This is a genomic window from Eikenella sp. NML120348 (genome assembly GCF_001648435.1).
GTDB lineage: Bacteria > Pseudomonadota > Gammaproteobacteria > Burkholderiales > Neisseriaceae > Eikenella > Eikenella exigua.
Genome location: NZ_LXSP01000003.1, coordinates 320818 through 346352, shown reverse-complemented (window position 1 = coordinate 346352; position 25535 = coordinate 320818). Strand labels below are relative to the sequence as shown.

Below are 25535 nucleotides of genomic sequence, written 5' to 3'. Positions count from 1 at the left end.
TGCCCTTAGCAGACGCAAAGGCTACCTGAAATTGAGCTTTGCCGTGCTGAATTGCAGCAGCGCTTTCAGGTAGCCTGTGTGCTTAGGGCTGTTTGTTTTGCTCTTCTGTTTTGCTTTTTTCCGGGAACACGAAAGAAACGGCCACGCCCAAGGCCAGTACCACCAGCACCACCACCAGCGAGGCGTTGGGCGAAATTTCGTAGCCGTGTTGGAACAGGTGCTCGGAGGCGGAAAGCGCCAGTTTTACCGCGATAAAAAACAGCAGCGCCACCACGGCTTTTTCCAGGTGTACCAAATAGCCGCGCAGGGCTTCGAGCACGAAATACATGGTACGCAGGCCGAGGATGGCGAACATCATGGCGCTGTACACAATCAGCGGCTCTTTGGATACGGCAATCACCGCCGGCACGCTGTCGAAGGCAAACATCACATCGGAAATCTCAATAATGGCCAAGCACAAAAACAGCGGCGTGGCCACTAGTGCGCCTTTTTTCACCGGCTGCGGGTGGTGTTGCTCTGGGTGTTTCAGGTCTTCGCCGGCCGGCTCGAGGCGCACGTCGGGGTTTTGGCGGCAAGCTTCGGTAAGCTCGTGGCCGTGTAGGAAGAAATTGTGCCCATAGAGGTGCGGCCATACCGGGAAGAAACGGTGCGCCCAGCGGTAGGCCAGGTGTTCGGAGTAGTCTTTGTTGGCTTCCTCCTCTTCATCGCGGCGCAGCATCATGACGCCCGTCCAGCCCACCACTACGGCAAACACGAGCTCCACATACGGCCCCAGCGCCATCAGGCCGGTGCCGATGGCCACGAACACCATGCGGAACACAATCGCGCCGATGATGCCCCAATACAGCACACGGTGGCGGTAGGCCTCTGGGATTTTAAACCAGGAAAACACGGCCATAATCACGAATAAGTTGTCCACCGACAGCACTTTCTCCAGCGCATAACCGGTGAAAAACAGGCTGGCCATCTCGCTGCCGTGGTGGAACCACAAATAGCCGCCGAACGCCAGCGACACCGCAATCCAAAACACCGACCACAGTGCGGCGCTTTTAAGCGACATGGGCTTGTCGCTGCGGTGGGCAAACAGGTCAATGGCAATAGCGCCCACGGAGAGGACAACGAAAACGGCAACGGTTTCCAGCGGGAAACCTAAATGGGTAGTCATAAGGGAAATCCTTGTAGTGGTGTGTAATGGGCTACCTGAAAAACCGGCTATACCTGAACAAACATTTTGTAATACTCAATTTCGCCGCACGCAAACGCAATCACCAGCCGGTCTTCGCTTTGGGGATTTTTTGCCGCCCATGCTGCCGATGCACACGCCCAGGCCGGGGATGGTGAGGTAGTAGTTGTCTTCCACATAATCGTATTGTTCGTTCCAGGCGGCAATGCTCTCGGCAGAGAACACGGCCAGGCTGTTTAGCGTGGGGTTGGTGTGCTTGTTGCAGATGATGGATTTCAATTTCTTGCCCTGATTTTCATACACCAGCTCGCAGGCAGAGCGGTATTCGGTGGTTTGGCGCAGGATGTTGTCGATTAGGATTTTCGAGGCCTCGCCCCATTCTTGGTTGATGCTGTCGAACGTGCTATCCAAACGGAATATTTCCGAGTTGGTGCGTACCGATTCGAAGGGGGTGATGATGAAATTGTTCATATCAGGCAAGTTCTTCTGATTAGGCGTGGGGTGATGCAGAGGCTACCTGAAATTTCAGGTAGCCTGTTGCGATGCGGCATTGTAATTCATGCTGCCTGCGGCGGCAGCAAAATTTGCATATTGCTGCAAAATGCAGCACAGCTTGCCTTCTATACGGGCGGGCAAAGCGTAATTGAGGCTACCTGAAAACCCCGCCGTGCAAAAATAGCGGCGTGGCGTTTCAGGTAGCCTTTGCTATGGCTGTCTAGCCGGGCTTACTGCTTGGGCGGCAGCTCTTTAGCCAGATAGAGCCAGGTTTCAATCACGGTATCCGGGTTCAACGAAATGGTTTCGATGCCTTGTTCAACCAGCCATTTAGCGAAATCCGGGTGGTCGGACGGGCCTTGGCCGCAGATGCCTATGTATTTGTTCAGCTTGCGGCAGGCTTTGATGGCTAGGTGCAGCATCACTTTCACCGCCGGATCGCGCTCGTCGAAGGTACCGGCAATCGGGCCGCCGCTGTCGCGGTCTACGCCGATGGTGAGCTGGGTCATGTCGTTGGAGCCGATGGAGAAGCCGTCGAAGTATTTCAGATACTGTTCGGCAAGGATGGAGTTGGTAGGCAGCTCGCACATCATAATCAGACGCAGGCCGTTTTTGCCGCGTTCTAGGCCGTTTTCTTTTAGTGCTTTCACCACGGCTTCGGCTTCGTGCAGGGTGCGCACGAAGGGAATCATAATTTCCACGTTGGTGAGACCCATTTCGTCGCGCACGTATTTCAGGGCGCGGCATTCGAGCGCGAAGCAGTCTTTGAAATCGGGTGAAATGTAGCGGGCGGCGCCGCGGTAGCCGAGCATGGGATTTTCTTCGTGCGGCTCGTAGATATTGCCGCCGAGCAGGTTGGCATATTCGTTGGATTTGAAGTCGGACATCCGCACGATAACCTTTTTCGGATAGGCGGAGGCGGCGATGGTGGCGATGCCTTCGGCCAGTTTGTCCACGTAGAAATCTACCGGTGAGGAGTAGCCGGCGATGCGCTCGTTAATCTGCACCTGCAGTTCGGCATCTTGGCGGTCGAATTCGAGCAATGCGCGCGGGTGGATACCGATTTGGCGGTTGATGATGAATTCCATACGCGCCAGGCCGATGCCTTCGCTGGGTAGGCTGGCAAAGCCGAAGGAGAGCTCAGGGTTGCCCACGTTCATCATGATTTTCACTGGCGAAGCAGGCATGTTATCCAATGCCAAATCAATTACCTCTACTTTTAGCAGACCGTCATAAATCAGGCCGGTGTCACCCTCGGTGCAGGATACGGTTACGCTTTGGCCGTGAGTGAGCACATCGGTGGCGTTGCCACAGCCCACTACTGCCGGGATGCCTAATTCTCGGGCGATAATGGCAGCGTGGCAGGTGCGGCCGCCGCGGTTGGTAACGATGGCGGAGGCGCGCTTCATCACTGGTTCCCAATCCGGATCGGTCATGTCGGTCACCAATACGTCGCCGGGCTGCACTTGGTCCATCTCGGCGGCGTTTTTAATCAGGCGCACGGTACCTTGACCGACTTTTTGGCCGATGGCGCGGCCTTCGCACAATACGGCAGATTTGTTTTCGATGCGGTAGCGGCGCAGGGTGCTGTTGCGCTCTTCCTGCGATTTCACGGTTTCGGGGCGAGCCTGCAGAATGTAGAGCTTGCCGTCCAAGCCGTCGCGGCCCCATTCGATGTCCATCGGGCGGCCGTAGTGCTCTTCAATAATCAGCGCGTATTTGGCCAATTCAGTGATTTCTTCGTTGCTGATGGAGAAGCGTTTGCGTTCGGCTTCGTCCACATCTACCACCTGCACAGATTTGCCGGTTTCGGCGGTGTCGGTGAACACCATTTTAATCAGTTTAGAACCCATGGTTTTGCGCAGGATGGCGGGGCGGCCGGCGCGCAGGGTGGGCTTGTGCACATAGAATTCGTCGGGGTTTACCGCACCTTGCACTACAGTTTCACCCAACCCGTAGGAGGCGGTAACAAATACTACCTGGTCGAAGCCGGATTCGGTATCAATGGTAAACATTACGCCAGAAGCGCCAGCGTCGGAGCGCACCATACGCTGTACGCCAGCAGACAAGGCCACCATGTCATGTGCGAAGCCTTTGTGCACACGGTAGGAAATGGCACGGTCATTATAGAGCGAGGCAAACACATGGTGCATCGCTTCCTTCATGTTGTCCAGCCCTTGGATATTGAGGAAAGTTTCCTGCTGGCCGGCAAAAGATGCATCCGGCAAGTCTTCAGCAGTGGCAGAAGAGCGTACGGCCACGGAGATTTGGTCGGTGCCCGCGTCGGCCACCAGTTTATCCCAAGCGGCTTTGATGTCGGCTTCTAGTTCAGCCGGAAACGGAGTATCCAAAATCCACTGGCGGATTTGTGCGCCCACTCGTGCCAGTTCGGTCACGTTGTCTACATCCAGCGCAGCCAGCGCGACGGAAATGCGCTTGTCCAAGTCGTTGTGCGACAGAAACGCACGGTATGCTTTGGCCGTGGTAGCAAAACCACCGGGCACGCGCACGCCTTTTTCAGCCAGCTGGCTGATCATTTCTCCCAGGGAAGCGTTTTTGCCGCCCACCTGTTCCACGTTGGTCATACGCAGATTTTCAAACCAGATTACATTGTTGCCAGACATGATTCTATTCCGTCCTGTGGGTAGTTAAGGGAAAGCGGCAGTATTTTAGCCGCTGGCTGGGTTTCTGTCATGGGCTATAGCTGAAGCACATGCTTTTTTCCTGCTGCGTTGGCTCGTCTTGCTGTACTGCCTGTACTGTTGGCTCGTTGCCTTGTAGGAAAACTACACCCAAACCTGGACCGCAAAAGCTGCTAGAATAAGTCGTTTTTAAGCATATTTACGCATCAATAATTTATTAGGAATCCCACTAGGCTAGCTGAAAGGAACACCAATGCCACCCTGCACACGCCACGCCATCTTCATTTCCGATCGCACCGGCCTCACCGCCGAAGGCATGGGCGACGCCCTGCTCAACCAGTTCGACAGCATCGAATTCAAACGCTTCACCTACCCCTTCATTGATACTCCCGAAAAAGCTGAACGCATTGTGGCCGAAGTGAATAAAATTGCCGACGGCTGCAACCTGCGCCCCATTATCTTTACCAGTATCGTCAGCGAAGACATCCGCCACATCATCCGCAACTGCAACGGCCTACACCTGAGCTTTTTCGATGCCTTTATCAATAAACTTGAAGAAGAACTCGGCACCCAAGCCGTATTGCAGGTGGGACGCACCCACAGCATCCAAAACACAGAGCGCTACGATGCCCGCATGGAAGCCGTAAACTTCTCCCTCAACCACGACGACGGCGTATCCGCCAAAGATCTTGCCGACGCCGACGTAATCCTCATGGGCGTATCCCGCAGCGGTAAAACCCCCACCTGCCTCTACCTCGCCCTGCAATACGGCATCCGTGCCGCCAACTACCCGCTTACCCCCGACGATTTGGACAACACCGACCTGCCGCGCATGGTTAAGCCCTTCAAATCCAAAATCTTCGGCCTCACCATCGATCCCGCCCGTTTGCACCATATCCGCACCGAACGCCGCCCCAACTCCCAATATGCCAGCCCCGAAAACTGTCGGCGCGAAGTGCGCGAAGCCGAATCCATGTTCCGTCAACACAGCATCCCCCACACCAGCACCACCCATAAATCCGTGGAAGAGCTTGCCGCCAGCATTATGCTCGCCTGCAAACTGCAACGGCGCACATAAACTGCACTGCTGCAATATGAAGAGGCTACCTGAAAATACGGTTTACCGTTTTCAGGTAGCCTTTTGTATGGCAGGTCGGCATTACCATGCCGATATAGGGCTCCGTCTGTTCCTTTGGGTTTCAGGTAGCCTCTAGCAGTACAGCTAGGCCGCCAACTTGCTTTGCTATAATCCCCGCATCCAATCCGCTATTCGCCAACCATGCAACTCACCAAATACCTGCAAGCCCAAGGTATCGGCAGCCGCAAACAATGTCGCCAGCTGGTCGAACAAGGGCGCATTACGATTAACGACGAAGCTGCCGAGCAGCCTGCTGCCGAAATCGAGCCCGACCAAGTGCAGCGTCTCGCCATCGACGGCGAAGAGCTCGCTGTCATCCCCCTGCCGCACTACTACATCCTGCTGCACAAGCCCGCCGGCTACGAAACTTCGCACAAACCGCGCGACTATCCCAGCGTGTTTTCCCTGCTACCCGACCACATCCGCGCCACCGAGCCGCAAGCCATCGGCCGGCTCGATGCCGACACCACCGGCGTGCTGCTCATCACCAACGACGGCGCGTTCAACCACCGCCAAACCTCGCCCAAACACCATGTGGGAAAGCTCTACTGCGCCACGCTCAAGCATCCTGCCGGCGAAGAGCTGTGCGCCGCCCTGCGCCAAGGCGTGCTGCTGCACGACGACAACGAAACCGTATCCGCTGCCGCGGCCGAATTGGAAAACCCGCACAGCCTGCTGCTCACCATCACCCAGGGCAAATACCACCAGGTAAAACGCATGGTGGCCGCTGCCGGCAACCGCGTGGAAGCCCTGCACCGCCTGCGCTTCGGCGATTGGGAGTGTGATGATTTGCTGCCGGGGCAGTGGCGCTTTATCCAGCCCGAGGATTGAGTGGCTCGGGTATTTGAGGCTACCTGAAACAATGTTGGGGCGGGTATATAACGAAAGTATTTCCCTTCTGTACGGCATTAGCCCGCTTTGCCGTACTCTTGTATTCGCGACGGCCTACTGCTTGTGTCGAAAAGTGGATGTAAATAAAAGCTACCTGAAAATTTCAGCTTCGCAGAAACTTGCTGTGCTGCTTTTCAGGTAGCCTTTTCACGTCTTCTCAATCAGTCTGCCTGCCATTTAAAGCTGTGATCGCAGAAGGGCAGGAACAGCAGCTTGGTGGCGCCGACTTGGATGATGTCGTTGCGTTGCAGGGTGGGCTCGCCACGGATAGTGCTGCCGTTAAGCATGGCAAGGTTGCGGCTGCTGCCGCGCTCAATGAAGAACTCGTTGGCGTGGTGGTCGTATACCACGACGGCATGGGCTTCGTGGCTGACGGTGTTGTCGCTTTGCGCGCCGAAATCGAGGCAGACTTCCAGATCGGCGTTGCGCCCGATTCGGTTTTCCCCTTGAATCAGGCGGAAATCGGTGCCGTACCCTTGGCCTTCGGTAATAACCAGCCAGCCGACCACGGGGAATTCGCACATGCCTTTGGCGCGGGCTTCGGTATCGGGTCGGTTGCTCATGCCGATGATGTGGGTTTTCAAGGCAGGGTTGCCATTTGCCGTAGTGGTGGAGTTATCAAGAATTTGGGTCTTGGCACTTTGGGCAGCCAGTCCCTGCGAATCGGCAGTGAGCATTTGGGTGCGTTCGTTGGCGAGAGCCGGGGTGGCTACACTGTAGGGGCTGCCGGAAAAGCCAGAATCTCCGCAATAGGGGCAGTCGGCCTGTATTGCGGAGTCGTAGTAGTGTTTGCCGGCAGCACAGAGAGTCATTGCCATGCTGTGTTCCTTTTATGATTGGGTGAGTTGGTAGGCAATATCGCGGTTGGCCAGATAGATGGTTTGGCCGGGACGCAAGGTGGTGCGGCTGATGCGCTGCTCCAGGCTGTCTACAAAGGTGCCGTTGGTGGATTGCAGGTCTTCCAACACAACGTTGCCGGCTGCATCTACGCTGATACGGCAGTGGCTGCCGGAGATTTGCTGGCGGTTGATCACCACGTCGTTGCCGCTACTGCGGCCGATGCGGACGGTTTGACCGAGGTAGAGTGCGATGGCGGGCAGACCGGCGCTGAGCGGTTGTAGGGTGGCGGTAATACGAGGTTGGGCGGCTTGTGGCGAGCCCATGCTGAAGCGGGCAATGTTTTCGTCGGCAGTCAGTTGCAATACATCACCGGCGTTTAAAACGGCACGGGTGATTTTGCTGCCGTTTACATAGGTGCCGTTGGTGCTGCCCAAGTCTTCCACCTGTACTTGGCGGCCGTCGAACAGCAGTTGTACGTGGCGGGCGGATACCTGTGCTTGGTTGATAATAACGGAGGCGGGTGCGCTGCGGCCGATAATCGTGGGTTTGCCGGCCGGCAAGACGATATTGCTGCCGCCACAGAGTGCAGAGAGTGTAACGCTACCTGAAATGCCGGCTTGGGCTGGCTGCGCCTGTTGTATCTGCTGCGCGCCGACGATGCGGCGGATCAACTGGGAGTTGATCGGCGGATTGGAGCCGGCTTTCACTTGTTTTTTCAGGCGCAGCAGATACACGCCGCCGCCGCCGGCCAGCAATATCAGCAAACCCATGCCGCTATAAAGCAGGGTGAGCTGGCGCTTAGTGCTGGCGGTGGCGCTGTCTACGCATTCGTTCTTGATTTGGGTGAATTTGACGTTGTGGCTTTGCAGAATCGGTACAAGTTCGGAATTGGAAACGGCAATAACAGTATTAACCTGTTCTTTGTGCGCACCTTCGTTGGTGCCGACCACCTGGCCGCAGCGGTTTACCAGCGGGCCGCCGCTGTTGCCACCGCTGATGGGGGCGTGGTGTTCCCAGTAGCTGCGGTTTTCGTAGTTTTTGAATTCGCGTTTGAGCGTACCTTCGGCAATTACCGGCTGGATGTAGGCATTGGGGTCGCCGAAGCCGAAGCCGGAGGTAATATCATCGGAAGCACCGGGGAAACCGATGGAAAACACCGGTAGGGTAGGTTGGAGGAATTTTTCGGCAGCCAGCGGCAGCGGTTTGCCAGTGAGGCCGTGCACTTGCAGTAGGCTAAGATCTTTGGCACTGTCGCTGAAAATCTGCTGGGTGGAAATTAGCTCTAGGTGGGGGGCAATGGTGCGCACCACAAACACTTCCGGTTTGCCCAGCTGTGCCATCTCACCCACATCTGCGTTAGCAACGTGGTCATTGGTTACGAGGTGGCCTTCTGTCGACACCAAATAGCCCGAACCGTGGCCGGCAAAGAGGTAGATTTGGCCGTTTTGTTTGAAGAGGGTAAGGTTCTGCCCGTTTTGTGCGGCAACGCGCACATAGCCGTTGCTGTTGATTTCCGAGAGCATCTGCGGGCTGACCAGCTGCGAGGCGATTTGCGTCGGCAGCGGCACGCCTATCCATAGGCGGTATACCGATTTGGCCGCGCTCAAAACATCGGGCTGATTGGCGCTGGCCTGCCAGGGCAGCATCAAAAGGGATAGCAGCAGAAATTTTCGCCAAAAGTGTTTCATAGAGGTTCCTTAATTGATTGTGCAGATGGTGTTATCGGGTTTGCGGCGCAGAGGAGTCAGGCGGCGTCAGTGGTAGCGGCACGGAAGCAGCGGGTGGATTTTTCGGGTTGGATACGACAGAGGGTGGCTCAGATGCAGGGGTAGGAGAGGCCGGTGTATAAGGTTCGGATGTGGCCGGTGCAGAGGTTGCGGATGCGGAGGAAACATCCTCGTTTGGCGGCATGTGCTGGGTGTGGCGGTCGGATGTGAACCACCAGGTACCAACTAAGAGGGCACCCAAAATAAAGCCAATGATAAGGCCTTTGGCTGGGAAGCTGGGGGTGGATGGTGCGGGCGGGGGGCTACCTGAAATTCGGGTAGAGAGCGTGGACTCGCCGGTGGTAGGGAGGGCTTGCGTAGACAGGTCGTGCACTTGGGTAGCGGGCGAGGTTTGTTTGGCAGTTGCCTGTACCAAAAGTAGCGAGGTATTGTCTTGATGCGGATGCCGTTTGGCCTGCACAAGGGCCAGTAGGGTGTTTACTTTGTCTTCGAGGCTACCTGAAGCAGCTATAAGGGTTTGCTCGATTTCCTCATCGCTTAAGGTTTGCACACCGTCGCTGGCCAAGAGCAGTAATTCGCCGGGAGAGAGTGTGCCGGAGGAACAATCGATATGGGCGATGTCTTTGCCCATTACGGCGCTGGTTACGGCATGACGGGCGGGGTGGCGGTCGGCGGCTTCGCTGCTGATTTCCCCCGCAGCGATCATGCGTTTGAGATCTTCGGCAAAGGCATGGTTGGCATTGATGCGGCGCAGGCTGCCTTGGTCGTAGGTGTAGAGAGGGCTGTCGCCGACGCTGATGTAGCTGTAGCGGTTGTCGGTTTCGTCTACCACCACGGCAATAACGGTGGTGCCCATACCTTCGAGTTCTGGCTGTCGGCGCAGGGTGTCGGACAGGGTCTGGTTGGCTTGGTGCAGGGCTCGGCGCAAATCCTGCTCAGCTTCGTGTAGGCCATATTGTTGAAAATAGTCTAAAAAGGCAGCTACTACGGTTTTGGCGGCAATTTGCCCGCCGCGCTGCCCGCCCATGCCGTCGGCCAGCACATAGAGTTTGTGCTGGGGAGAAAGCACCAGGTTGCCCAGTGCGTCTTGCTGTTCTTCACGTTGGCCGATGTACTGGCCTTGATGGAAATTGATCTGCATAGGTACTCCTTCAGCGGCCATCTGATACCGCAATTGGGCAGCAGGCTACCTGAAAACTATGTGGCAGAAGGGGCTGGTTTATGGACAGTCGCTGCCGGATACTGTGCCATCGACAAGGTGTTTGCCGTTTTTGTCGTAGAAGGCAATGATAAGGGTACCGTTATGCTGGATCAGCCACGGGCTGATATTGGGATCGGTACAGGAGGTTTTGGCCATAGCTGGGCCGATAGCACTCTGCAATTCGTTGAGCTGGTCGTTGTTGAGGTCACGGAGGTGCAGGTCGGTCATGGTAATCTGCATTATCAGTTCGTTGCTACTCTCGACATAGACGGTTTTGTCCCAACGCACACCGTCGCTGATCATTTGTGGCAGCTGTTTGTTAATTTCGTTGAGATAAGCAGCCGAGATACCGGTGCCGTCATTCTTGCCGCTATCGTTTTCGGCGGGCTGCTCAGGTTGGGTTTGGCTGGCGGGTGGCAGTACTACCGGTGTATCAGCAGCAGTTGAGGCAGTGGGTGGGGAGGCAGGTTCGCCGTTTTTATCACTGTCGCGCATCAGGACGGAAGCGGCGATAACCAGCACTACCAACATTGCTGCAACGATGCTACCCCACAACAGCCATTTCGATTTGCTGCTGGTCGCTGCTGGAGCAGTTTTACGCTGTTTGGGTAGCACTTTCCCGTGCACGGCGGTTTGTGTCGGGTAAGAGGCTTGGGTGGTATTGCCGGCTTCGGGGAGGGAGGCAGCCTGAGATGGAATTTCTGCCAGTCCAAGCAGTGCCTGCTGCATATCCATAGCATTTTGGAAACGGTTTTCGGCACGCACGTTGAGAGCGTAGTCGATGGCGGCAAGGAAATGATGGCTGTAGCGGCCTTCATAGCGACTGCCGGCCAGCTTGGGTTGGGTATCTTCGCCGGCGATGCGGGCGGGGGCTTCTTCAATCAGCTGGTGGGTAATGGATTGGTAAATGCAGGCGCCGATACTGTATAAATCCAGAGCGGGCATGAAAACATCGCGTGAGTGGTATTGTTCGATAGGGGCGAAAGGAGGGGTAAGGATTTGGGTAAGTGGTCGGCTTTTTTGGCCGACAGCCTGCCGGGCGGCTCCGAAATCAATTAATACCGGGGTTTGGTTTTCGGTGATGAAGATATTTTCTGGTTTGATGTCACGGTGCAGCAGCTGGCGCTCGTGAATATATTTCAGGCCTTCAAGCAAGGGGATAAAAATACTGGCCAGCTCATTTTCACTCGGTCTGGGGTGTTCTTTAATCCATTGGTGCAGGGTGATACCGCGCAGATAGGGCATCACAAAATAGGCGGTGCCGTTGGCCTCGAACAGGTCGGTTACCTTGACTACGTTGGGGTGGCTTAAGCCGTAGAGCAGCTTGGCTTCGTTGAAAAAGCCGTTTAAGCCCCAGTTGAAGATTTCCTGGTCACTGCTGCTTTTGGCTTGAATGGTCAGCCCTTGAACGCGAACGCCGCTGTCGGGCAGGTATTCTTTGATAACGTGTTGCGAGCCGAAATGGATATGTTCGGCCAGATAGGTGATGCCGAATGCGCCGGAGCCGAGCACTTTGAGGACGATGTAAGTGTGAAGCTGGCTACCTGCAACCAGCGCGTCTGCCCGTTGGACGTTTTGCTGCGTCATAAACACTATCCTTTACCAAAACCTGCAAATAATCCACATTGCCCAGTATTATATAAAGGAAGCTTGAAACAAGGCAATTTCCGCAGTCAAGCAAAGTGGTTAATTTTTAGGATGTTGGAAACTGGTAATGACTACAGAGAGGTTCTCAATGGACCAATACAATATTAGGGCAGAGTACTGTAGATGGCATCAGGAGTGCTGTGGAGAGGAGTAATGCTGCCCCCGTATTGATTGGGAAAAAGCGGTAAGATAAAGGTTTCCTGTTTTTACATCTTAGCAGCGATTATTGTTATGGCTACCTGAAACTTTTCAGGTAGCCTGCTCCCATCTTCCCATTTCATGCCTCAGTTAAACATTACTTTCTCTGCTAATCCTGCCACCATATGAAGCCCCACCGTTTGCCTATATAATCGCCGCCATCACACACCGCACGGAAAATCATTATGCCTCCTTTGCTCACTGCCGCCACCAATGCCGATTGGCTCGACCAACTCGGTACCAATCTGCACACCTTTTTGCTCAGCCTGTTTTCGCGTGAGGAATTCGGGCTGAACCAGCTGCTCGGCAGCTTATCCAAAACGCTTGGTTGGGTGGATTTGGTGTTGGCGTTAGCTTTGCTGGTGGGGGCGTATTTCCTTTCCAGCCGGCTGCTGGGCAAGATGCCGACGGAAGACGGCAAGCCGCATTTTTTGCGCCATATCGGGCGCCGCATTGCTTGGCCGCTATTGATGCTGCTGGGTGGGGCGTTGGCTTTGGGCGGCTGGTTTGCCTTTTTCGGGGCAACGGCGGTGTGGTTCCGCCTGCTGGTGATGGCGGCGCGTTGGATGATTTTGATTCGGGTGGTGCTGGCGGTGTTTCATTCGGCGATTCCGGCCAACCGTTTTTCCGAGCGGATGGAATCTTCACTGGCCGCTGCGCTGTGGGGCGCGTTTCTGTTGTGGGCTTCGGGCATTGACGATTTGATTCTGGCCTGGTTGCGCGGCTTGCAGTTTTCAGTTGGTTCGGCGCGGCTTTCTCTTTATACCGTGCTCACCGGATTGTTGTGGGTAGGCGTGATGCTGGTGGGCGCGATGTGGCTGTCGCGCTATATTGATGCGCGGCTCAAAGGCAGCACGCGGCTAGATCCGAACCTGCAAATCGTGCTTTCCAAATTGGCGCGCTCGTTGCTTTTGGTGTTGTCGGTGTTGATTGCGCTGCCGCTGGTGGGCATTGATTTAACCGTGCTTTCCGTGTTCGGCGGCGCGTTGGGTGTGGGCTTGGGCTTTGGTTTGCAGAAAATTGCCAGCAATTATGTGTCGGGCTTCATTATTTTGGGCGACCGCTCGGTGCGCCCGGGCGACCGGCTCACGGTGAACGGCTTTACCGGCTATGTAACACAAATCACTTCCCGCTTTGTGGTGCTGCGCAGCGGCAACGGGCAGGAGGCGCTGATTCCGAACGAAACCTTCATCACCTCCACCGTGATCAACGAATCCTACACCGGCAAATCCCTGTGGCAGAGTTTAGATGTTCAGGTAGCCTACCATACTGATTTAACCCAAGCGATTGAGATTCTGCAGGAGGCTGCTGCCGCGCAGGAGCGCGTGAAGGCTGATCCGCCACCTAAGGCCTATCTGATTGATTTCGCGGATAACGGCATCAATCTGCGGCTTGGCTTTTGGGTGCGCGACCCCGAAAACGGCTTTCTCGGCCTTAGCTCAGCCATTTTGCTCACCGTGTGGCGGCGGTTTAACGAAGAAGGCATCGAATTCCCCTTCCCGCAGCGTGAAGTACGCATTCTGAATCAAGACCTCTCCCCCGATGCTGCCGCTCTGCTCAAAGCCGGCTATCAGGCGCAGGGCGATACCGCCTCCGACGAATTTGCCAACGCCAATCCCGAGCCGGCCGAGTCATCGGAAAGCCAAGAGGACGCCCGGTCATGAGCCGCCCAGCCTACAAGCGCCCGGAATCCGTGCTGGTGGTGCTGCACGACGGGCAGGGCCGCGCCTTGATGCTTGAGCGCGTGTCTCCGCCCGGCTTTTGGCAATCCGTAACTGGCAGCCTGGAAAAAGGCGAAAGCCCGTTTGCCACTGCCTTGCGCGAAGTGGCCGAAGAAACCGGCATCCTGCTTGCGCCAGAAGAGCTTGAAGACTGGCATACACAGAACGAATACGAAATCTACGAACACTGGCGCCACCGCTACGCTCCCGGCGTTACCCGCAACACCGAACACGTCTTCTCCGCCCGCATTCCCGCTGCCAGCCCTGTGTGTCTTTCCGCGCGCGAACACCGCGCCCACCGCTGGCTGCCGCTGGCCGAAGCCGCCCATCTCGCCTTTTCCCCTTCCAACCGCGAAGCATTGTTGCGTCTGGCCGCCGAAACCGAAGGCAGGCTACCTGAAAAATTGACTGCCCCACCGCTTTGATAGATGATGGCAGTCATCACCCCAAACGAGCCCTGTTATGGATACCCTGCTGCAAGAAGTTACCCAACAACTCGCCCAACGCGGCGAAACCATCACCTGCGCCGAATCCTGCACCGGCGGCCTGCTTGCCGCCGCACTCACCCGCCTGCCCGGCAGCTCCGCCTGGTTTGAAACAGGCTTCGTTACCTACAGCAACCACGCCAAACAGCAGCTCCTTAATGTGAACGCCGCCACCCTCGGCCACTACGGCGCAGTGAGTGAAGAAACCGTGCGCGAAATGGCGCTGGGTGCACTCATCACCACCAAAGCCGACTATGCGCTCAGCATCTCCGGCATCGCCGGCCCCGACGGCGGCAGCGAAGAGAAACCCGTGGGCACGGTTTGGTTCAGCCTGGCCACCAAACAGCGCATCTGGGCCAAAGAGCAGCACTTTGAAGGAGACCGCGAAGCCATCCGCACCCAAGCCGTGCGCTTTGCCCTGATACTGATGAAAAAGTATTTGGAGCGATAGCCCGGCAGGGTTGATTGGAATGGAAAAGGCTGCCTGAAAATTTCAGGTAGCCTTTATTCAAGCCGTCGGCCTCACGCTTTGGGCAGGGTAACGCCGGTTTGCCCCATGTATTTGCCTTTGCGGTCTTTATAGGAAGTTTCGCACACTTCGTCGCTCTCGAAGAAGAGGACTTGCGCCACGCCTTCGCCGGCGTAGATTTTGGCGGGTAGAGGGGTGGTGTTAGAGAATTCGAGGGTAACGTAGCCTTCCCATTCCGGCTCGAACGGGGTCACGTTCACGATAATGCCGCAGCGGGCATAGGTGGATTTGCCTAGGCACACGGTGAGCACGTTGCGCGGGATGCGGAAGTATTCCATCGTGCGCGCCAGAGCAAAGGAATTGGGCGGGATGATGCAGCAGTCGTCTTCCACGGTCACGAAGTTTTTTGGATCGAAGTTTTTCGGATCGACGATGGTGCTGTTGATGTTGGTGAAGATTTTGAATTCGTTGGCGCAGCGGATATCGTAGCCGTAGCTGGAGGTGCCGTAGGAAATAATGCGCCGGCCGTCTTGCTCTTTAACTTGTTTGGGCTCGAACGGCTCGATCATGCCATGCTCTTCGGCCATGCGGCGTATCCAGCGGTCGGATTTGATGCTCATGGTGTTTGTCCTGGGTTGGGGTTGGTTTGGGGGGAGGCTACCTGAAAGCGCAGCTGAAGTTTTCAGGTAGCCTTTTGGAACAGCAGGCTACCTGAAAAATGGGTATTTAATCCTGCCAGCCGCCTAGAAGCGATACCAACTCCTGCAGCAGGGTGGAGAGCGCTTCAGCCATCAGGATTTGTGAGGCAAAGGCCAGGCTGGCGGCATCGTCGCCGTGGCTTTCGGCCTCTTCCTGCAAAACGTCAAGATATTGGATGCGTTTGAGCGTGAAATCCTGGGTGAGCACGAAGGCAATCTGATCACGCCACACGAGGCCGAGCTGGGTAACGGTTTTGCCGGTTTTCACGTGCTGCACCACTTCGTCGGCGGTCAAATCCTGTTTCGACACGCGCACGGTAGGCGCGGCATCGCCCGTGCCTTTGAGTTCGCACATATCATCCAGCTCGAAGCCGCCGCCACACGTGCCGGCGAGCAGCCATTCGGTCATCAGGGAGGAAGGCGATTGTTTGGTGTTCGGCAGTTTGGCTTCGAGCCCGCCCAAGGCTTCACGCAGCTTGGCCAGCAGGTTTTCCGCACGGGTGGCCGAGGCTTGGTTTACCAGCAGGAAGCCGCTGCGCGTGTCGCACACGGCCTGCGTTTTGCTGCTGCGGGTGAAGGCGCGGGGCAGCAGGTCGTCCGTAATCTGCTCTTTGAGCTCCTGCTTTTCTTTGCGCCCCACGGTGCGCGCTTCGGCTTCTTGGATTTCGGTGATTTTGTCGTCCAAAATCTCTCGGATCACGCCGGCAGGCAGCACTTTTTCGGATTTCTTCAGCGCCACGCTCCAAGTGAAATCGGCGGGAAACACCAATTCCGGCGAAAACCCTTCCGGTGGGGCAAAGCCTTCGCCAAACCAGTCCAAACCCTGCGGCGGGGCAAATTCGGCCTCTTGCAGCTTGGAGGACAAGGTTTCCAAATCCGGCAGTTTGTCTTTGTTTAGGGGATAAAAGCTGACTTGTTTAAACCACATTTTGCTTGCTGTTTCAGTTTGTTTCAAAACGCGGCATTATACTGCCAAGCAGGCTTAGAAAGCTATTTGAAACGATGATTACTAAGACCGGCAAGAGAAGAAAAACCAAAGTGAAAACGGGGGAAGAAGAGTGGTGCTACACCTACAAAAATCTGAGGGAGGTGCTTATGGCAGTCTGAAACGCAACCCGCCGTATCTGGGTGATTTTGCAAAGAGTAAGGAACTGATGATGCCTAACGTTATCAATATATTGGAGAGCAAATTTAGTGAAAATAAAGGCTAAAATCACTATCAGGCTGGGATGAAATTATGTACTAAAAGACTATTTATAATAATTTTATCTTATGGCTAGAGAAAGGACAAAAGAGATGGAAAACCCATCCTTTTGTCCATTGAACTAATTTTTCATACAATACGGCAAGCCGCAGTAGTGCAGAATCAGGCAAGGCTAGCTAATGCTCCCAGTAATTTTAAGTATCCTCCCATATAAAAAAGCCGTCTGAATAGTTCAGACGGCTTTGCTACTACTACAGCCTTAGAAAATCTCACGCCAAGAGATACGGCGGATTGAGGGGGTTTCTGGCAAGTAAACTTCGTGTAAGTTCACATTACCCTGGCTATCTTTTGTTAAGAGCAGCAATTTACCGTCGGTTGTTTTCAACAAGAGAGGAGAACCCACTGCATTCAGCTGTTTGCGGTATGAGGAGCCGTTAAAGTTGCCATCGAAGAAGCCTCTCAAGCCGGAGCCAGTTACCGCATTCAGCGGATAAGTATAACCAGAAGATTGAATTACGTTACAAGATAAAGCCGGGTTACTGCCATCAATGAAAGTATTTACAATCAAATATTTACCTCTCTCCAGGTAGGGGTTGTAAATTACTTGCTCATATTCAACTTTGCCATTGATAGTTACTCGAGTTAAGTCTAAATACCAACCTGATTTGGTATTCCAATCAACGTTCATATTACTCAACTGATCTTTTTTACCACCTTCATGTATTACTTGTGCTTGCATTTGGCTACGATTTACCTGAGCTGCAGTGGTTCCAGCAGCAGGATTAAAAGCCAAAGCCGTTTTGTCGCGGATACCATAGATACTTTGTTGGCCGGTGGCGTAAGTGGTTTTTGTACCCAAGTAACCCTCTTTGCGCATGCCTGTACCAAAGTTCAGAATAACGTCGCCAGAAGCACCATTTCGTCCCATGCGAGTTACAATAATTTTGGTGGAAATTGGTTGAACAGCGGGGGCAGTAAAGAGCTTCTGCGGTTGCACAGTCCAATCATTACTATTTTGGGATAGAAGGTTAAAGCGCCACACATTGCCTTTTATGTCACCTGCATAAGCATAATCGTAAATGTTGTCCCCATCCAAATCCACAGGGGTAACATAAGCAATACCGTTGGGAGCATCAGGTGTGCCTGCTTCTCCCGTACTGATGAATTTGAAAGAAGGCTTACCAGTACTTTGGTTGATGGACATTACATAAATACCAGCCGGACCGTTGGAGGCGGTACAGTTACCGTTAGCAGCATCAGTGGTAGAACACCAGCCATTACCGAACACAGCACCCCAGTTGCCATCATGGAAACGGCCGAAGACGGGTGTGCCGTAGGTGTTACCCAAATTGCTCCATTCTCCTCCGGAAGAGCGAGACCATTCGCCTATTACATTGGATGCATTGAAGGAATCGGGGTTGGTAACATCCAAAGCATAGATAGTATCGCCACCGGCTCCCAAGCCACCCATAACCCAAGTGTGCCATGAACCTCCGTAGAACACGTCTCCAGTACCTACAGGGGCATCGTTATAGTAGTTGTGGGCATACTGTGGGCTGAAGAGATCCAAGCCTGCATTGGTTTTATTGTGAATCCGTGATAGTACAGCACCGGGGATGTAGGCAAACATTTCTTGACCGTCATTGTTTGCGGTCTGGAATTGCCCGGCTGCGTTATAGCTACCGCTGCGGAAGGCATGCAGGAAACCGTCATTCGAACCCGCATACACAATATTGGTGCGTGTGCGGTTCGAATTGGCAAAGGTGGTGTAAGGTTGACCATTGTTTTCCTGCATGGCTGCACCTAGATAACGCGAATCGCGCCAACGGGGAGCAGATAGATAATTCTTGTTATTCGGATACCCTAACCATACCGGGCTGGAGTTGATGATATCGCCTAACAGTTTTTTGCGGGGACGGAAGACGCCGTTGGGCTGACCGACTTCCCGGCTTGTATCGCCCTTCAGATAGGCTAATCTGGCTTCGCCCATGCCGGCAGGCTCGCCAGGGGATGACAAGGCAGCCTGTTGCGAAGGACTGATGTTTGACCACTCCAATGCGGCACCCGCTGTACCAGTCCAAGTAAAGAATTTACGCACGGGCTGTTTATTAACAATTTGGTTACCTTTTCTCTCGCATGGGCCGCCGGTTAGAACGCACGCAGCATCCCAGTTGGCACCAGGCTGCACCGCATAAGTTCCATTGGGTTTACGGAGAATGTTTTGTGCCGTTAAGTTGCCATACCAGTGCACTTTGTTGAAGAAAGATAGATAAACCTGTGAATCAGATGCTAATTTTGCATCAGGCAGATTTACGTCTGCAGAACCTTCAGATTGAGTGGCCGGGGTGGCTTTGAAGCACAAGACTTCGTGGTTGTTATGAGCGCCACCTGTTGCCCCCATAAATCCAAAGCGGAAACTTTTTGGCAATGGACCATTTGCGGCCACAATATCAAAATCTGTCATTACCGGTTGGAAGTCACCACCGTTATAGCTAATCCATACACTAGCTTTGCCGTTCGGCGTGATACGGATTTTATATAACATTGGAACTGCTTGGTCACGCGAATGGGCAGATTCTGTGGCAAATCGCCGAGGTAGTTGTTTATGGGCAAAATACTGATAATTATATAATTTTAATCTTGGATCTGTTGCTTTATCACTTAATACAAGAGCCCCTTGGCCTGAAGGCAGGTATGCGGAATCAATGGTTAATTGACCGGTTTTGCATACATTGACAAATCTACGATAAGACGGAGCATTAATAGCCCACTGCCCGAATCCAGCTTTAGAAGTCCATAAGTTAGTCCAGTTGTTTTGTACGGATGCAGGTACAGTACCCCACCCAAACTTAGTATAAATCTCCTGCAACAAATGTTTACTGATATAGGTATGATTAATGGAGCCCGCACCGCGAATACCAATCGTATTTGGCAACCGTTGGCTCAAGCCTGGCGCACCAGTAGTAGTATTATCATGCTTGTAAACAAAGTTACCCCACTCATCAATACCGATACCCATGTATCCGCCATAAACACCACTAAAAATCGGGTTTTCATTGGTACATGAATAACCAATTGAACCCCCTGATGCCCCTAACGTAGCCGGTTTACTACCATCGGCCAAGAAGAAGGTCATGCCGTCGGCACCACTACCACCCCATGTGTAGGTAATAAAAGTAATTTCCACACCTTCTTGGGTGCCAAAAGTGAAATCTGAAACAATGCCGCCAACTACTTGGTTTTGCGCAGGAGTTAGGCGCAAGACCCCTTTGCCCAGATTATCCTGAACCCCGGTACATCTAGGAGGAGAGCCAGCAACTGTAGCTGTAGGTTTGGATGATTGAGTTCCCGCAGTCAGACAAGCGCTATTAATTACTGTGGGTGAGGGAGAGGACGGATCCCAAGGATTTTTAAAGCCATCGCCCGGCAGCGGCATCAACCATTTATTAGTAGTTGTTCCGCCGGAAAAGTTTTCTTCAATTACGCCGTTAAAAGGGGTATCACCATGCACTTGTGGTATATAAACCGCCATCAGGGCGGCTACCAATGCCTGATAAGTCGGGATGATTCTTTTTCCGACGTTGGCTTGCTGTTTTCTCGTTGTGGTTTTCATTTTTAAAACTCCCGCGGATATATATAGACACCGTGTAAGCCCTAGTCTTACTGGGCGAATTCGGCGCGTCCTGTAAACACGTTATATTTTGATTGATTGAATTTTTGTTAAATTTAGCCAATAACTGCCATACCGAGAACGGAATGCTCTACCTTGTATGGCAAGCAATTTCGATACCATGCTGCTTGCAGATAGAAGGATTAACAAATTTTTAAAAATAACTGGTACATAAGTAGTATGATAAAGCGTTCTTGGTCTTTTTGGCAAGTTGGCTTAAATTAGGAAACTTGTAAGGTATAGAAAATCAGGAGGATTGGGAGATTGCCTGATGACTTGGGAAGTTTACGAACCCGCTTCACCCACCGGCTGAGGCTTGGCGGGGTTGTTGTTGCAATAGTTTGGTTAATAGGTAACTTTTCTGGTTATCTGCTGTTTTTGCCTTTCTTGGGCGTCAGGATTTTTTGTCCATTGCCGGAGAGCCTGAGTGTTGTGGTTGTTTATTGAGTCACTCTGACCTGTGGGGTTGCCCAATTTGCTGTTAGCAAATGGCGTATGGCAGATCTTGCAAAGATTGCCTGCCGTTGTTTGTCAGAAAGGGCGGGGTAGAGAGGCGGTGAACAGGTTGCCTGAAACCATTCTTACCGGTTTTGGGCAGCCTTGATTCTTGATTGCTAGATGGTGCCGAGTTCAAACTGTGCCAATCGGGCGGCATCGACATTTGGGGCACCAGGGTTCATTTTTTCTCCCCAAAGGGGTTTCAGGTAGCCTCATTCAAGCGTGGAGGCTACCTGAAAAATGCGGCGGCAAGACGCTTTATCGGTTGCTGCTGTTGTAGCGTTGCAGGCTGCGCTGTACGGGGGTTTTGATGGAAGCGCAGTATTGTTCGTGGTCTTTGCCTGCAGTTTGGCTGTTGAGGAAGGCGCGGGCTTCGGCTTTGCTCACCAGACTTTCGCAGCTGCCTTGCTCAAACTGTTTCATAGCGGCGAAGAAAGCGTTTTTATAGCGTTCGTCTTGGGCGGCGGTGCTGTCGCAGGCAAAGGTGTGGATGGTGATTTGGAAACCATCTTTCAGGTAGCCTAGGCATTGCTGTTTGCTGGCTTGGACAGGCTCGGCTTGGGCAAGGGCGGGGAGGAGAGCGGCAGTAAGGAGGGCTAGGGTACGGAGTTTCATTGGAGGAGTTCCTTGTATGTGGCTGGGAAGAAGAGGCTGCTTGAAAACTGCTTTTTGGTTTTTCAGGTAGCCTGTGGGTTATTTGACGTTGCGGTAGCGGTGGGCAATGCCTGGCAGTTCATCTGTGACGGCTGGGCAGAACAGGCGGCTGGTCTGACCTAGCCGCTGGAGTTCAAGATTGATGGCGGCTTGGGCTTCGTCTTCGCTGACGATGTCTAGGCAGCTGTCGTGCTCGAATTGGGTCTGGGTATTTTTAAAGGCGGTTTGGTAGCGCTCGTTGGTGGCGGAATCGGGACGGCAGGCTTGGGTGAAGGCGGAGAGGTTGTTGCCATCGACAATATAGCGCAGGCATTGTGCTTTTGCGGCGGCGTGTTCGGCAGCTTGGGCGCTGTCTTGCGGGCTGTTGTCTTGTGGCTCGGGGTTGGGCTGCGGGCGCTCTTGGATGTGGGCGGGTTGTTCGTTATCTTGCTGGCGGGTTGGCCGGCTGTGCCGGATTGGGGATTGGGTGGCGTTGTGTCCGGTATTGTGCTGCTGGCGGGCGTTGGTGCGGGTGTTGGCAGGTTTGGTTTCCTGTTGTTGGCGTGAGTGTGCACGGCCGTTGGCGGACCGGTTGTTGTCGTGCTCCCTGCTTTGGCTGTTGCGACCGCGGGCGGGTTTGACATCCTGCTGCTGACGTGAATTGGCGCGGCCGTTGGCTGGTTTGTTGCTGTCTTGGGTTCTGTTTTGACTGTTGCGGCCGCGCTGGGGTTTGTTGTCTTGCGGTTTGGAAGATGAGTTTCTGCCGGAGGAAGCACGCTCTTGAGACCTGCTCTGTGCGGGTTTGGATTGGGATGCACGGCCGGATGAGGGTTTGGCGGGGGCGGCGATGGCGAGTGCGGGAAGGATGGCGGCGAGGGTGGCGAGGGTTTTGAGTTTCATGAAGTTTGCTTTATGGCGTTATGGGAAATGGGTTTGGCAGGTTTCAGGTAGCCTTATATTGCGGTGCTAAAGAAGGCTTAGTGGACGCCGTCGGCGTCTGCATTGTCGAACCATTCTTCCGCTTTATCGACAGCGGGTTTGATGGCGGAGCAGTATTGCTCATTGTTGAGATTTCTGCCGCCAAGGCGGTTGATTTCGGCCATTGTGGCGTTGCGGACATCGGCTTCGCTCAATATATTTTGGCAGCCTTGGTTGCGATAAACGGCGCCGGCGTTCTCAACTTGAAGGGTTCGCACGGCCTCTTCCTTGCTGTAGCTTCTGCATGTTACGTTGTAGGTGACCATGTGTGCCCGTGCGACGGCAATCTCTAGGCACAAGGCTTTTTGCGACTGACGGGGGCGGCGGTTTGCCCTGCCGTTTGGTGCGGCCAGGGCGAGTGCGGGCAGAAGTAGAGCGGATACGGCAAGCAATGTTTTAAGTTTCATGGTTTTTTCTCTCGTTATGACAGCGGTGGGAGAGCCTGCCCGGGCGGCTGTCGGCGTTCGGGCGGGATGTTGTGCGTATGGCGGAATCATGGCGTAAGGCAGGTGAAAAGGCGATAGCTTTCATGACTGTGCCTATTGTATTTTCAGGTAGCCTTGAAGCTATTCTTGTCGCTGCCACAACACAAACGCCTCGTGTTTTTCGCGCGGGCGGTTGGCGCTGGCGAGTTCGGTGGCATCGGGCACGGATTCGTGGCGCAGGGTGGTGACGAAGCGGCAGTTTTCGCCTAGAGGGTAACGGCTGTATTCCTGCCAGGCGTGGCGCACCACGGCATGCTGCGCGGAAACGCAGGCATCGGCCGGCAGTTCGGCTTCCAGCTGCTGCACCACGGGGCGGTAGCTTTTGGCTGCATCCAGCCAGGGCAGGAACAGAGTGAGGATGAGCGACCAGCACAGCGTGAGCCCGGCCGCCCAGTTGGTTACCGCCTGCCGGCCGCGCACATATTTGCGCGTAATCGCCAAGAGCCACACCGGCGTGAACAATACGGCCACGATAACCGGGAAGTAATCGATATCCCGCTGATAATACGGGCTGAAATAAGCCGCGCGCTCGGCCAGCTTGGCCGGCCAGCCGAAGTTCATGGCGAAAAAGCCGAGCCACACAAACAGCGCCAGCGAGCCGAACGTCATGATGCCGAACCAGTTGAAAAACGCCGCTGCGCCGCGCCGAAGCTGGTCGGCCTGCGCCGCTGCCGCCAACACCAAAGGCGGCAACAGCAACATTAAATGGTCTTCCATGTGCTGCGGCGAGGCGGCCAGCACGAGGCCGAACACAGCCAGCCAAATCAGGCACAGGCTGTTCCAGCCGTGGCACGGCAGGCGGCGCTGGCGGTAGAGCGTCCACAAGGCCAGCGGCCAGGCCGGGAAGGCAAACCACAGCAGGTTTTTCAGATAATAAGCGGCGGAAAAACCGAAATCCAAGCGGGCGAAGCCGCCGAACGGCGCGAGCGCGTGATACCGCCACCACTGCAGGAAGGCCTCGTGCGACAAACCATTGAGCACCAGCGGCCATACAAACAGCAGAGGCAGCGTCAGCCCTGCCGCCGCCAAAAGCGTGAGCCAGAAGCGTTTGTTGTGCCAATGCGAATCCAGCAGCAACAGCGCCGTGGTGAGCATCACGCCCAACAGCGGCAACAGGCTACCTGAAAGCGACAATACCGTCCAACCCAAGAGCGTGAGCACAATCGCCTTCACCGTTTTCTGCCGCGCCATTGCCAGCGCGTAGAAACTCAGGCTTAAGCCGCACAGGGTAACGATTTGCCCGCCGATGAAGTGGCTCATCATCAGCAGACCGGGGCAGCCGATCAGCACCAGCACCGCCGTACGCCCGTTGCGCCGCCCCAAAAGCATCCGTCCCGCGCCGCCCATGGCCGCGAGCGACACCGCCGCGAGCAAGGCGTTCACCATGCGCACCGCCTCATACGGCGGCAGATGGCCGAACAGTTTCAAAAACAGCAGGGAAAGCCACATATACAGCGGCGGCACATCCCAAAACAGCGCCCCGCCATCCTGCGGCAGCCACCACTGCCCGCCCTCCGCCGCCTGCCGGATGACCGCATACACCAAGGTTTCGTCTTGCCACAAATCGTGCGCGAACACGCCCGGCCACAGCCAGACAAAAGCCAGCAGCAGCAAGAGCCAGGGCCGCTCGTAGGTGGGCGGGGCGGGGCGTTGCTCGGGCGGAACGTAGGTTAGCATGGGATGTTTGGCGAGAAATTCAAATTGGGCGCTATTGTATAGCAAAGTGCGGGGCGGGGGTGGATAGGCAGGAGGCTACCTGAAAACGAAGCGGCCACGAAGTGAGCATATGGCAGGGCAGGGTGGTGCTGTGCCGCCGTTTGGCTGCGTTTATCAGCTTTCAGGTAGCCTGCCGGGTTCAGTTGGCGCGGCGCAGGTAGGTGGCGAAGCGGGGGGTGCCTTTGGCGGTGAAGCCGCGGTATTTGTAGGTGATGCGGCTGCCGATTGGCGGCGGGTTGCGGCGGTCGGTGTCTTTGAAACCGGAGCCGATGCGGAATTCGCCGGTTTCGTTGCGGCAGGACACGGCGCCGAGCAGGCCGGCGTTGCGGCCTTTGCCTTCGTGGTGGGCGGTAACGATACATTCCGCGTCGTGCGCGCTTTTGAGCTTGAGCAGGTTGTCGCTGCGGCCGCCCTGGTAGGGGATATTGGGGTTGCGCAGCATCACTCCTTCGCCGCCTTGGGCTTCGATTTGGCGCAGGAATTGTTGGGCATGGGCGGCATCGCGCACGGGGGTTTGCGGGATGACGGCGATTTTGGCCTGCGGATGGGCGGCGAGGTGGCGCTGCACGAGGGCGAGGCGCTGATACAGGTTGCCCGGGGCTTGCGGCGCATCGAAAACGTGCAGCCTGATGCCGCTCCAATCGCCGTTGGCGCTGCGGACGGCGGCGGAAATCTGCTCAAATGCGCCGCGCCGGCTGTAGAGCTCGCCGTCGAGCGGGTAGGGCGGGAAATCGCGGGTGAAACCGGCGGGTGGGGAGAAGGGGTGGCCTTGGCGGCTGATGAGTCTGCGCCCGTCCCAATAGGCGCGCACGCCGTCGAGCTTTTCGCTTATCGCCCAGCCGGCAATGTTTTGGCCGCTGTATTCTTTGGCCAGGATAAGGTTGGGTGCGGCGTGCAGGGCGGGGGCGAGCAGAAGGACGGCGAGGAAGGGGAGGAGTGATTTCATGGCGGTGCTTCGCTTGGATGAGATAGTTAAGGCTACCTGAAAATGTTGGTTTTGGCGAGGCGAAAAGCCA

At 55.0% G+C, this 25535-nt stretch carries 20 protein-coding genes; 5 read left to right on the top strand and 15 right to left on the bottom strand.

Annotation, left to right across the window (positions count from 1 at the left end; translation table 11 throughout):
• Positions 1 to 82: 82 nt before the first annotated feature.
• From A7P99_RS06855 to ppsA, 3 genes are all read right to left on the bottom strand, one after another.
• Positions 83 to 1165: a TerC/Alx family metal homeostasis membrane protein gene (locus A7P99_RS06855; protein WP_067528242.1), complete on the bottom strand. Its 1083-nt coding sequence runs from the start codon at positions 1163 to 1165 to the stop codon at positions 83 to 85.
• 75 nt (positions 1166 to 1240) lie between these two features.
• The gene (locus tag A7P99_RS06850) at positions 1241 to 1654 is read right to left on the bottom strand and encodes a hypothetical protein (RefSeq protein ID WP_067442733.1); all 414 of its coding nucleotides are present in this window, start codon (positions 1652 to 1654) and stop codon (positions 1241 to 1243) included.
• A 254-nt stretch (positions 1655 to 1908) separates the two neighbouring features.
• Positions 1909 to 4302 carry a phosphoenolpyruvate synthase gene (gene ppsA, locus A7P99_RS06845; RefSeq protein ID WP_067447436.1) on the bottom strand — a complete coding sequence of 798 codons (2394 nt, stop codon included), beginning with the start codon at positions 4300 to 4302 and terminating at the stop codon, positions 1909 to 1911.
• A 271-nt stretch (positions 4303 to 4573) separates the two neighbouring features.
• Here ppsA and A7P99_RS06840 point away from each other — a divergent pair, with 271 nt between their 5' ends.
• Together A7P99_RS06840 and A7P99_RS06835 are read left to right on the top strand one after the other, a co-directional pair.
• Positions 4574 to 5398: a pyruvate, water dikinase regulatory protein gene (locus A7P99_RS06840; protein WP_067447444.1), complete on the top strand. Its 825-nt coding sequence runs from the start codon at positions 4574 to 4576 to the stop codon at positions 5396 to 5398.
• 201 nt (positions 5399 to 5599) lie between these two features.
• A complete protein-coding gene (locus A7P99_RS06835) occupies positions 5600 to 6289 on the top strand; it encodes a pseudouridine synthase (protein WP_067447445.1) in 690 nt (229 codons plus the stop codon).
• A gap of 221 nt (positions 6290 to 6510) precedes the next feature.
• On the opposite strand, the gene A7P99_RS06830 is transcribed toward A7P99_RS06835, so the two are convergent.
• The 4 genes from A7P99_RS06830 to A7P99_RS06815 form a co-directional block, all read right to left on the bottom strand.
• Positions 6511 to 7167: an FHA domain-containing protein gene (locus tag A7P99_RS06830; protein WP_067687052.1), complete on the bottom strand. Its 657-nt coding sequence runs from the start codon at positions 7165 to 7167 to the stop codon at positions 6511 to 6513.
• 12 nt (positions 7168 to 7179) lie between these two features.
• Positions 7180 to 8877 (bottom strand): FHA domain-containing protein, encoded by a 1698-nt coding sequence (locus tag A7P99_RS06825; RefSeq protein ID WP_067687051.1) that lies wholly within the window; start codon positions 8875 to 8877, stop codon positions 7180 to 7182.
• Positions 8878 to 8908: 31 nt separating this feature from the next.
• Positions 8909 to 10057 carry a PP2C family serine/threonine-protein phosphatase gene (locus A7P99_RS06820; protein ID WP_067447449.1) on the bottom strand — a complete coding sequence of 383 codons (1149 nt, stop codon included), beginning with the start codon at positions 10055 to 10057 and terminating at the stop codon, positions 8909 to 8911.
• 78 nt (positions 10058 to 10135) lie between these two features.
• Entirely contained in the window at positions 10136 to 11704 is a 1569-nt protein-coding gene (locus A7P99_RS06815) for a serine/threonine-protein kinase (RefSeq protein ID WP_067447450.1), read from the bottom strand.
• 443 nt (positions 11705 to 12147) lie between these two features.
• On the opposite strand from A7P99_RS06815, the gene A7P99_RS06810 reads away from it, so the two are divergent.
• Genes A7P99_RS06810 through pncC form a run of 3 tightly spaced genes read left to right on the top strand, consistent with a single transcriptional unit; the run spans position 12148 to position 14619 of the window.
• A complete protein-coding gene (locus A7P99_RS06810; protein ID WP_067447451.1) occupies positions 12148 to 13626 on the top strand; it encodes a mechanosensitive ion channel family protein in 1479 nt (492 codons plus the stop codon).
• A complete protein-coding gene (gene nudB / locus A7P99_RS06805; RefSeq protein ID WP_067447453.1) occupies positions 13623 to 14108 on the top strand; it encodes a dihydroneopterin triphosphate diphosphatase in 486 nt (161 codons plus the stop codon). Before A7P99_RS06810 ends, nudB begins: the two co-directional genes overlap by 4 nt.
• 37 nt (positions 14109 to 14145) lie before the next feature.
• Positions 14146 to 14619, top strand: a complete 474-nt coding sequence (gene pncC, locus A7P99_RS06800; protein WP_067528237.1) for a nicotinamide-nucleotide amidase — start codon at positions 14146 to 14148, stop codon at positions 14617 to 14619.
• A gap of 71 nt (positions 14620 to 14690) precedes the next feature.
• Here pncC and dcd read toward each other — a convergent pair whose 3' ends face one another.
• From dcd to A7P99_RS06760, 8 genes are all read right to left on the bottom strand, one after another.
• The gene (dcd, locus tag A7P99_RS06795) at positions 14691 to 15257 is read right to left on the bottom strand and encodes a dCTP deaminase (RefSeq protein ID WP_067447458.1); all 567 of its coding nucleotides are present in this window, start codon (positions 15255 to 15257) and stop codon (positions 14691 to 14693) included.
• Between the two features lie 106 nt (positions 15258 to 15363).
• A complete protein-coding gene (locus tag A7P99_RS06790; RefSeq protein ID WP_067447460.1) occupies positions 15364 to 16263 on the bottom strand; it encodes a recombination-associated protein RdgC in 900 nt (299 codons plus the stop codon).
• 535 nt (positions 16264 to 16798) lie between these two features.
• Entirely contained in the window at positions 16799 to 20152 is a 3354-nt protein-coding gene (locus A7P99_RS06785; protein WP_082881545.1) for a PilC/PilY family type IV pilus protein, read from the bottom strand.
• An 813-nt stretch (positions 20153 to 20965) separates the two neighbouring features.
• Entirely contained in the window at positions 20966 to 21322 is a 357-nt protein-coding gene (locus tag A7P99_RS06780) for a hypothetical protein (protein WP_067442764.1), read from the bottom strand.
• Positions 21323 to 21400: 78 nt separating this feature from the next.
• Positions 21401 to 22240 (bottom strand): hypothetical protein, encoded by an 840-nt coding sequence (locus A7P99_RS06775; RefSeq protein ID WP_067687048.1) that lies wholly within the window; start codon positions 22238 to 22240, stop codon positions 21401 to 21403.
• 77 nt (positions 22241 to 22317) lie between these two features.
• Positions 22318 to 22725, bottom strand: coding sequence for a hypothetical protein (locus A7P99_RS06770; RefSeq protein ID WP_067687045.1), 408 nt, complete (start codon positions 22723 to 22725; stop codon positions 22318 to 22320).
• Between the two features lie 159 nt (positions 22726 to 22884).
• Positions 22885 to 24480, bottom strand: a complete 1596-nt coding sequence (locus A7P99_RS06765) for a glycosyltransferase family 39 protein (protein WP_067447845.1) — start codon at positions 24478 to 24480, stop codon at positions 22885 to 22887.
• Between the two features lie 178 nt (positions 24481 to 24658).
• On the bottom strand, positions 24659 to 25465 hold the full coding sequence (locus A7P99_RS06760) for a DNA ligase (RefSeq protein WP_067447468.1): 807 nt from the start codon (positions 25463 to 25465) through the stop codon (positions 24659 to 24661).
• Positions 25466 to 25535: the final 70 nt, after the last annotated feature.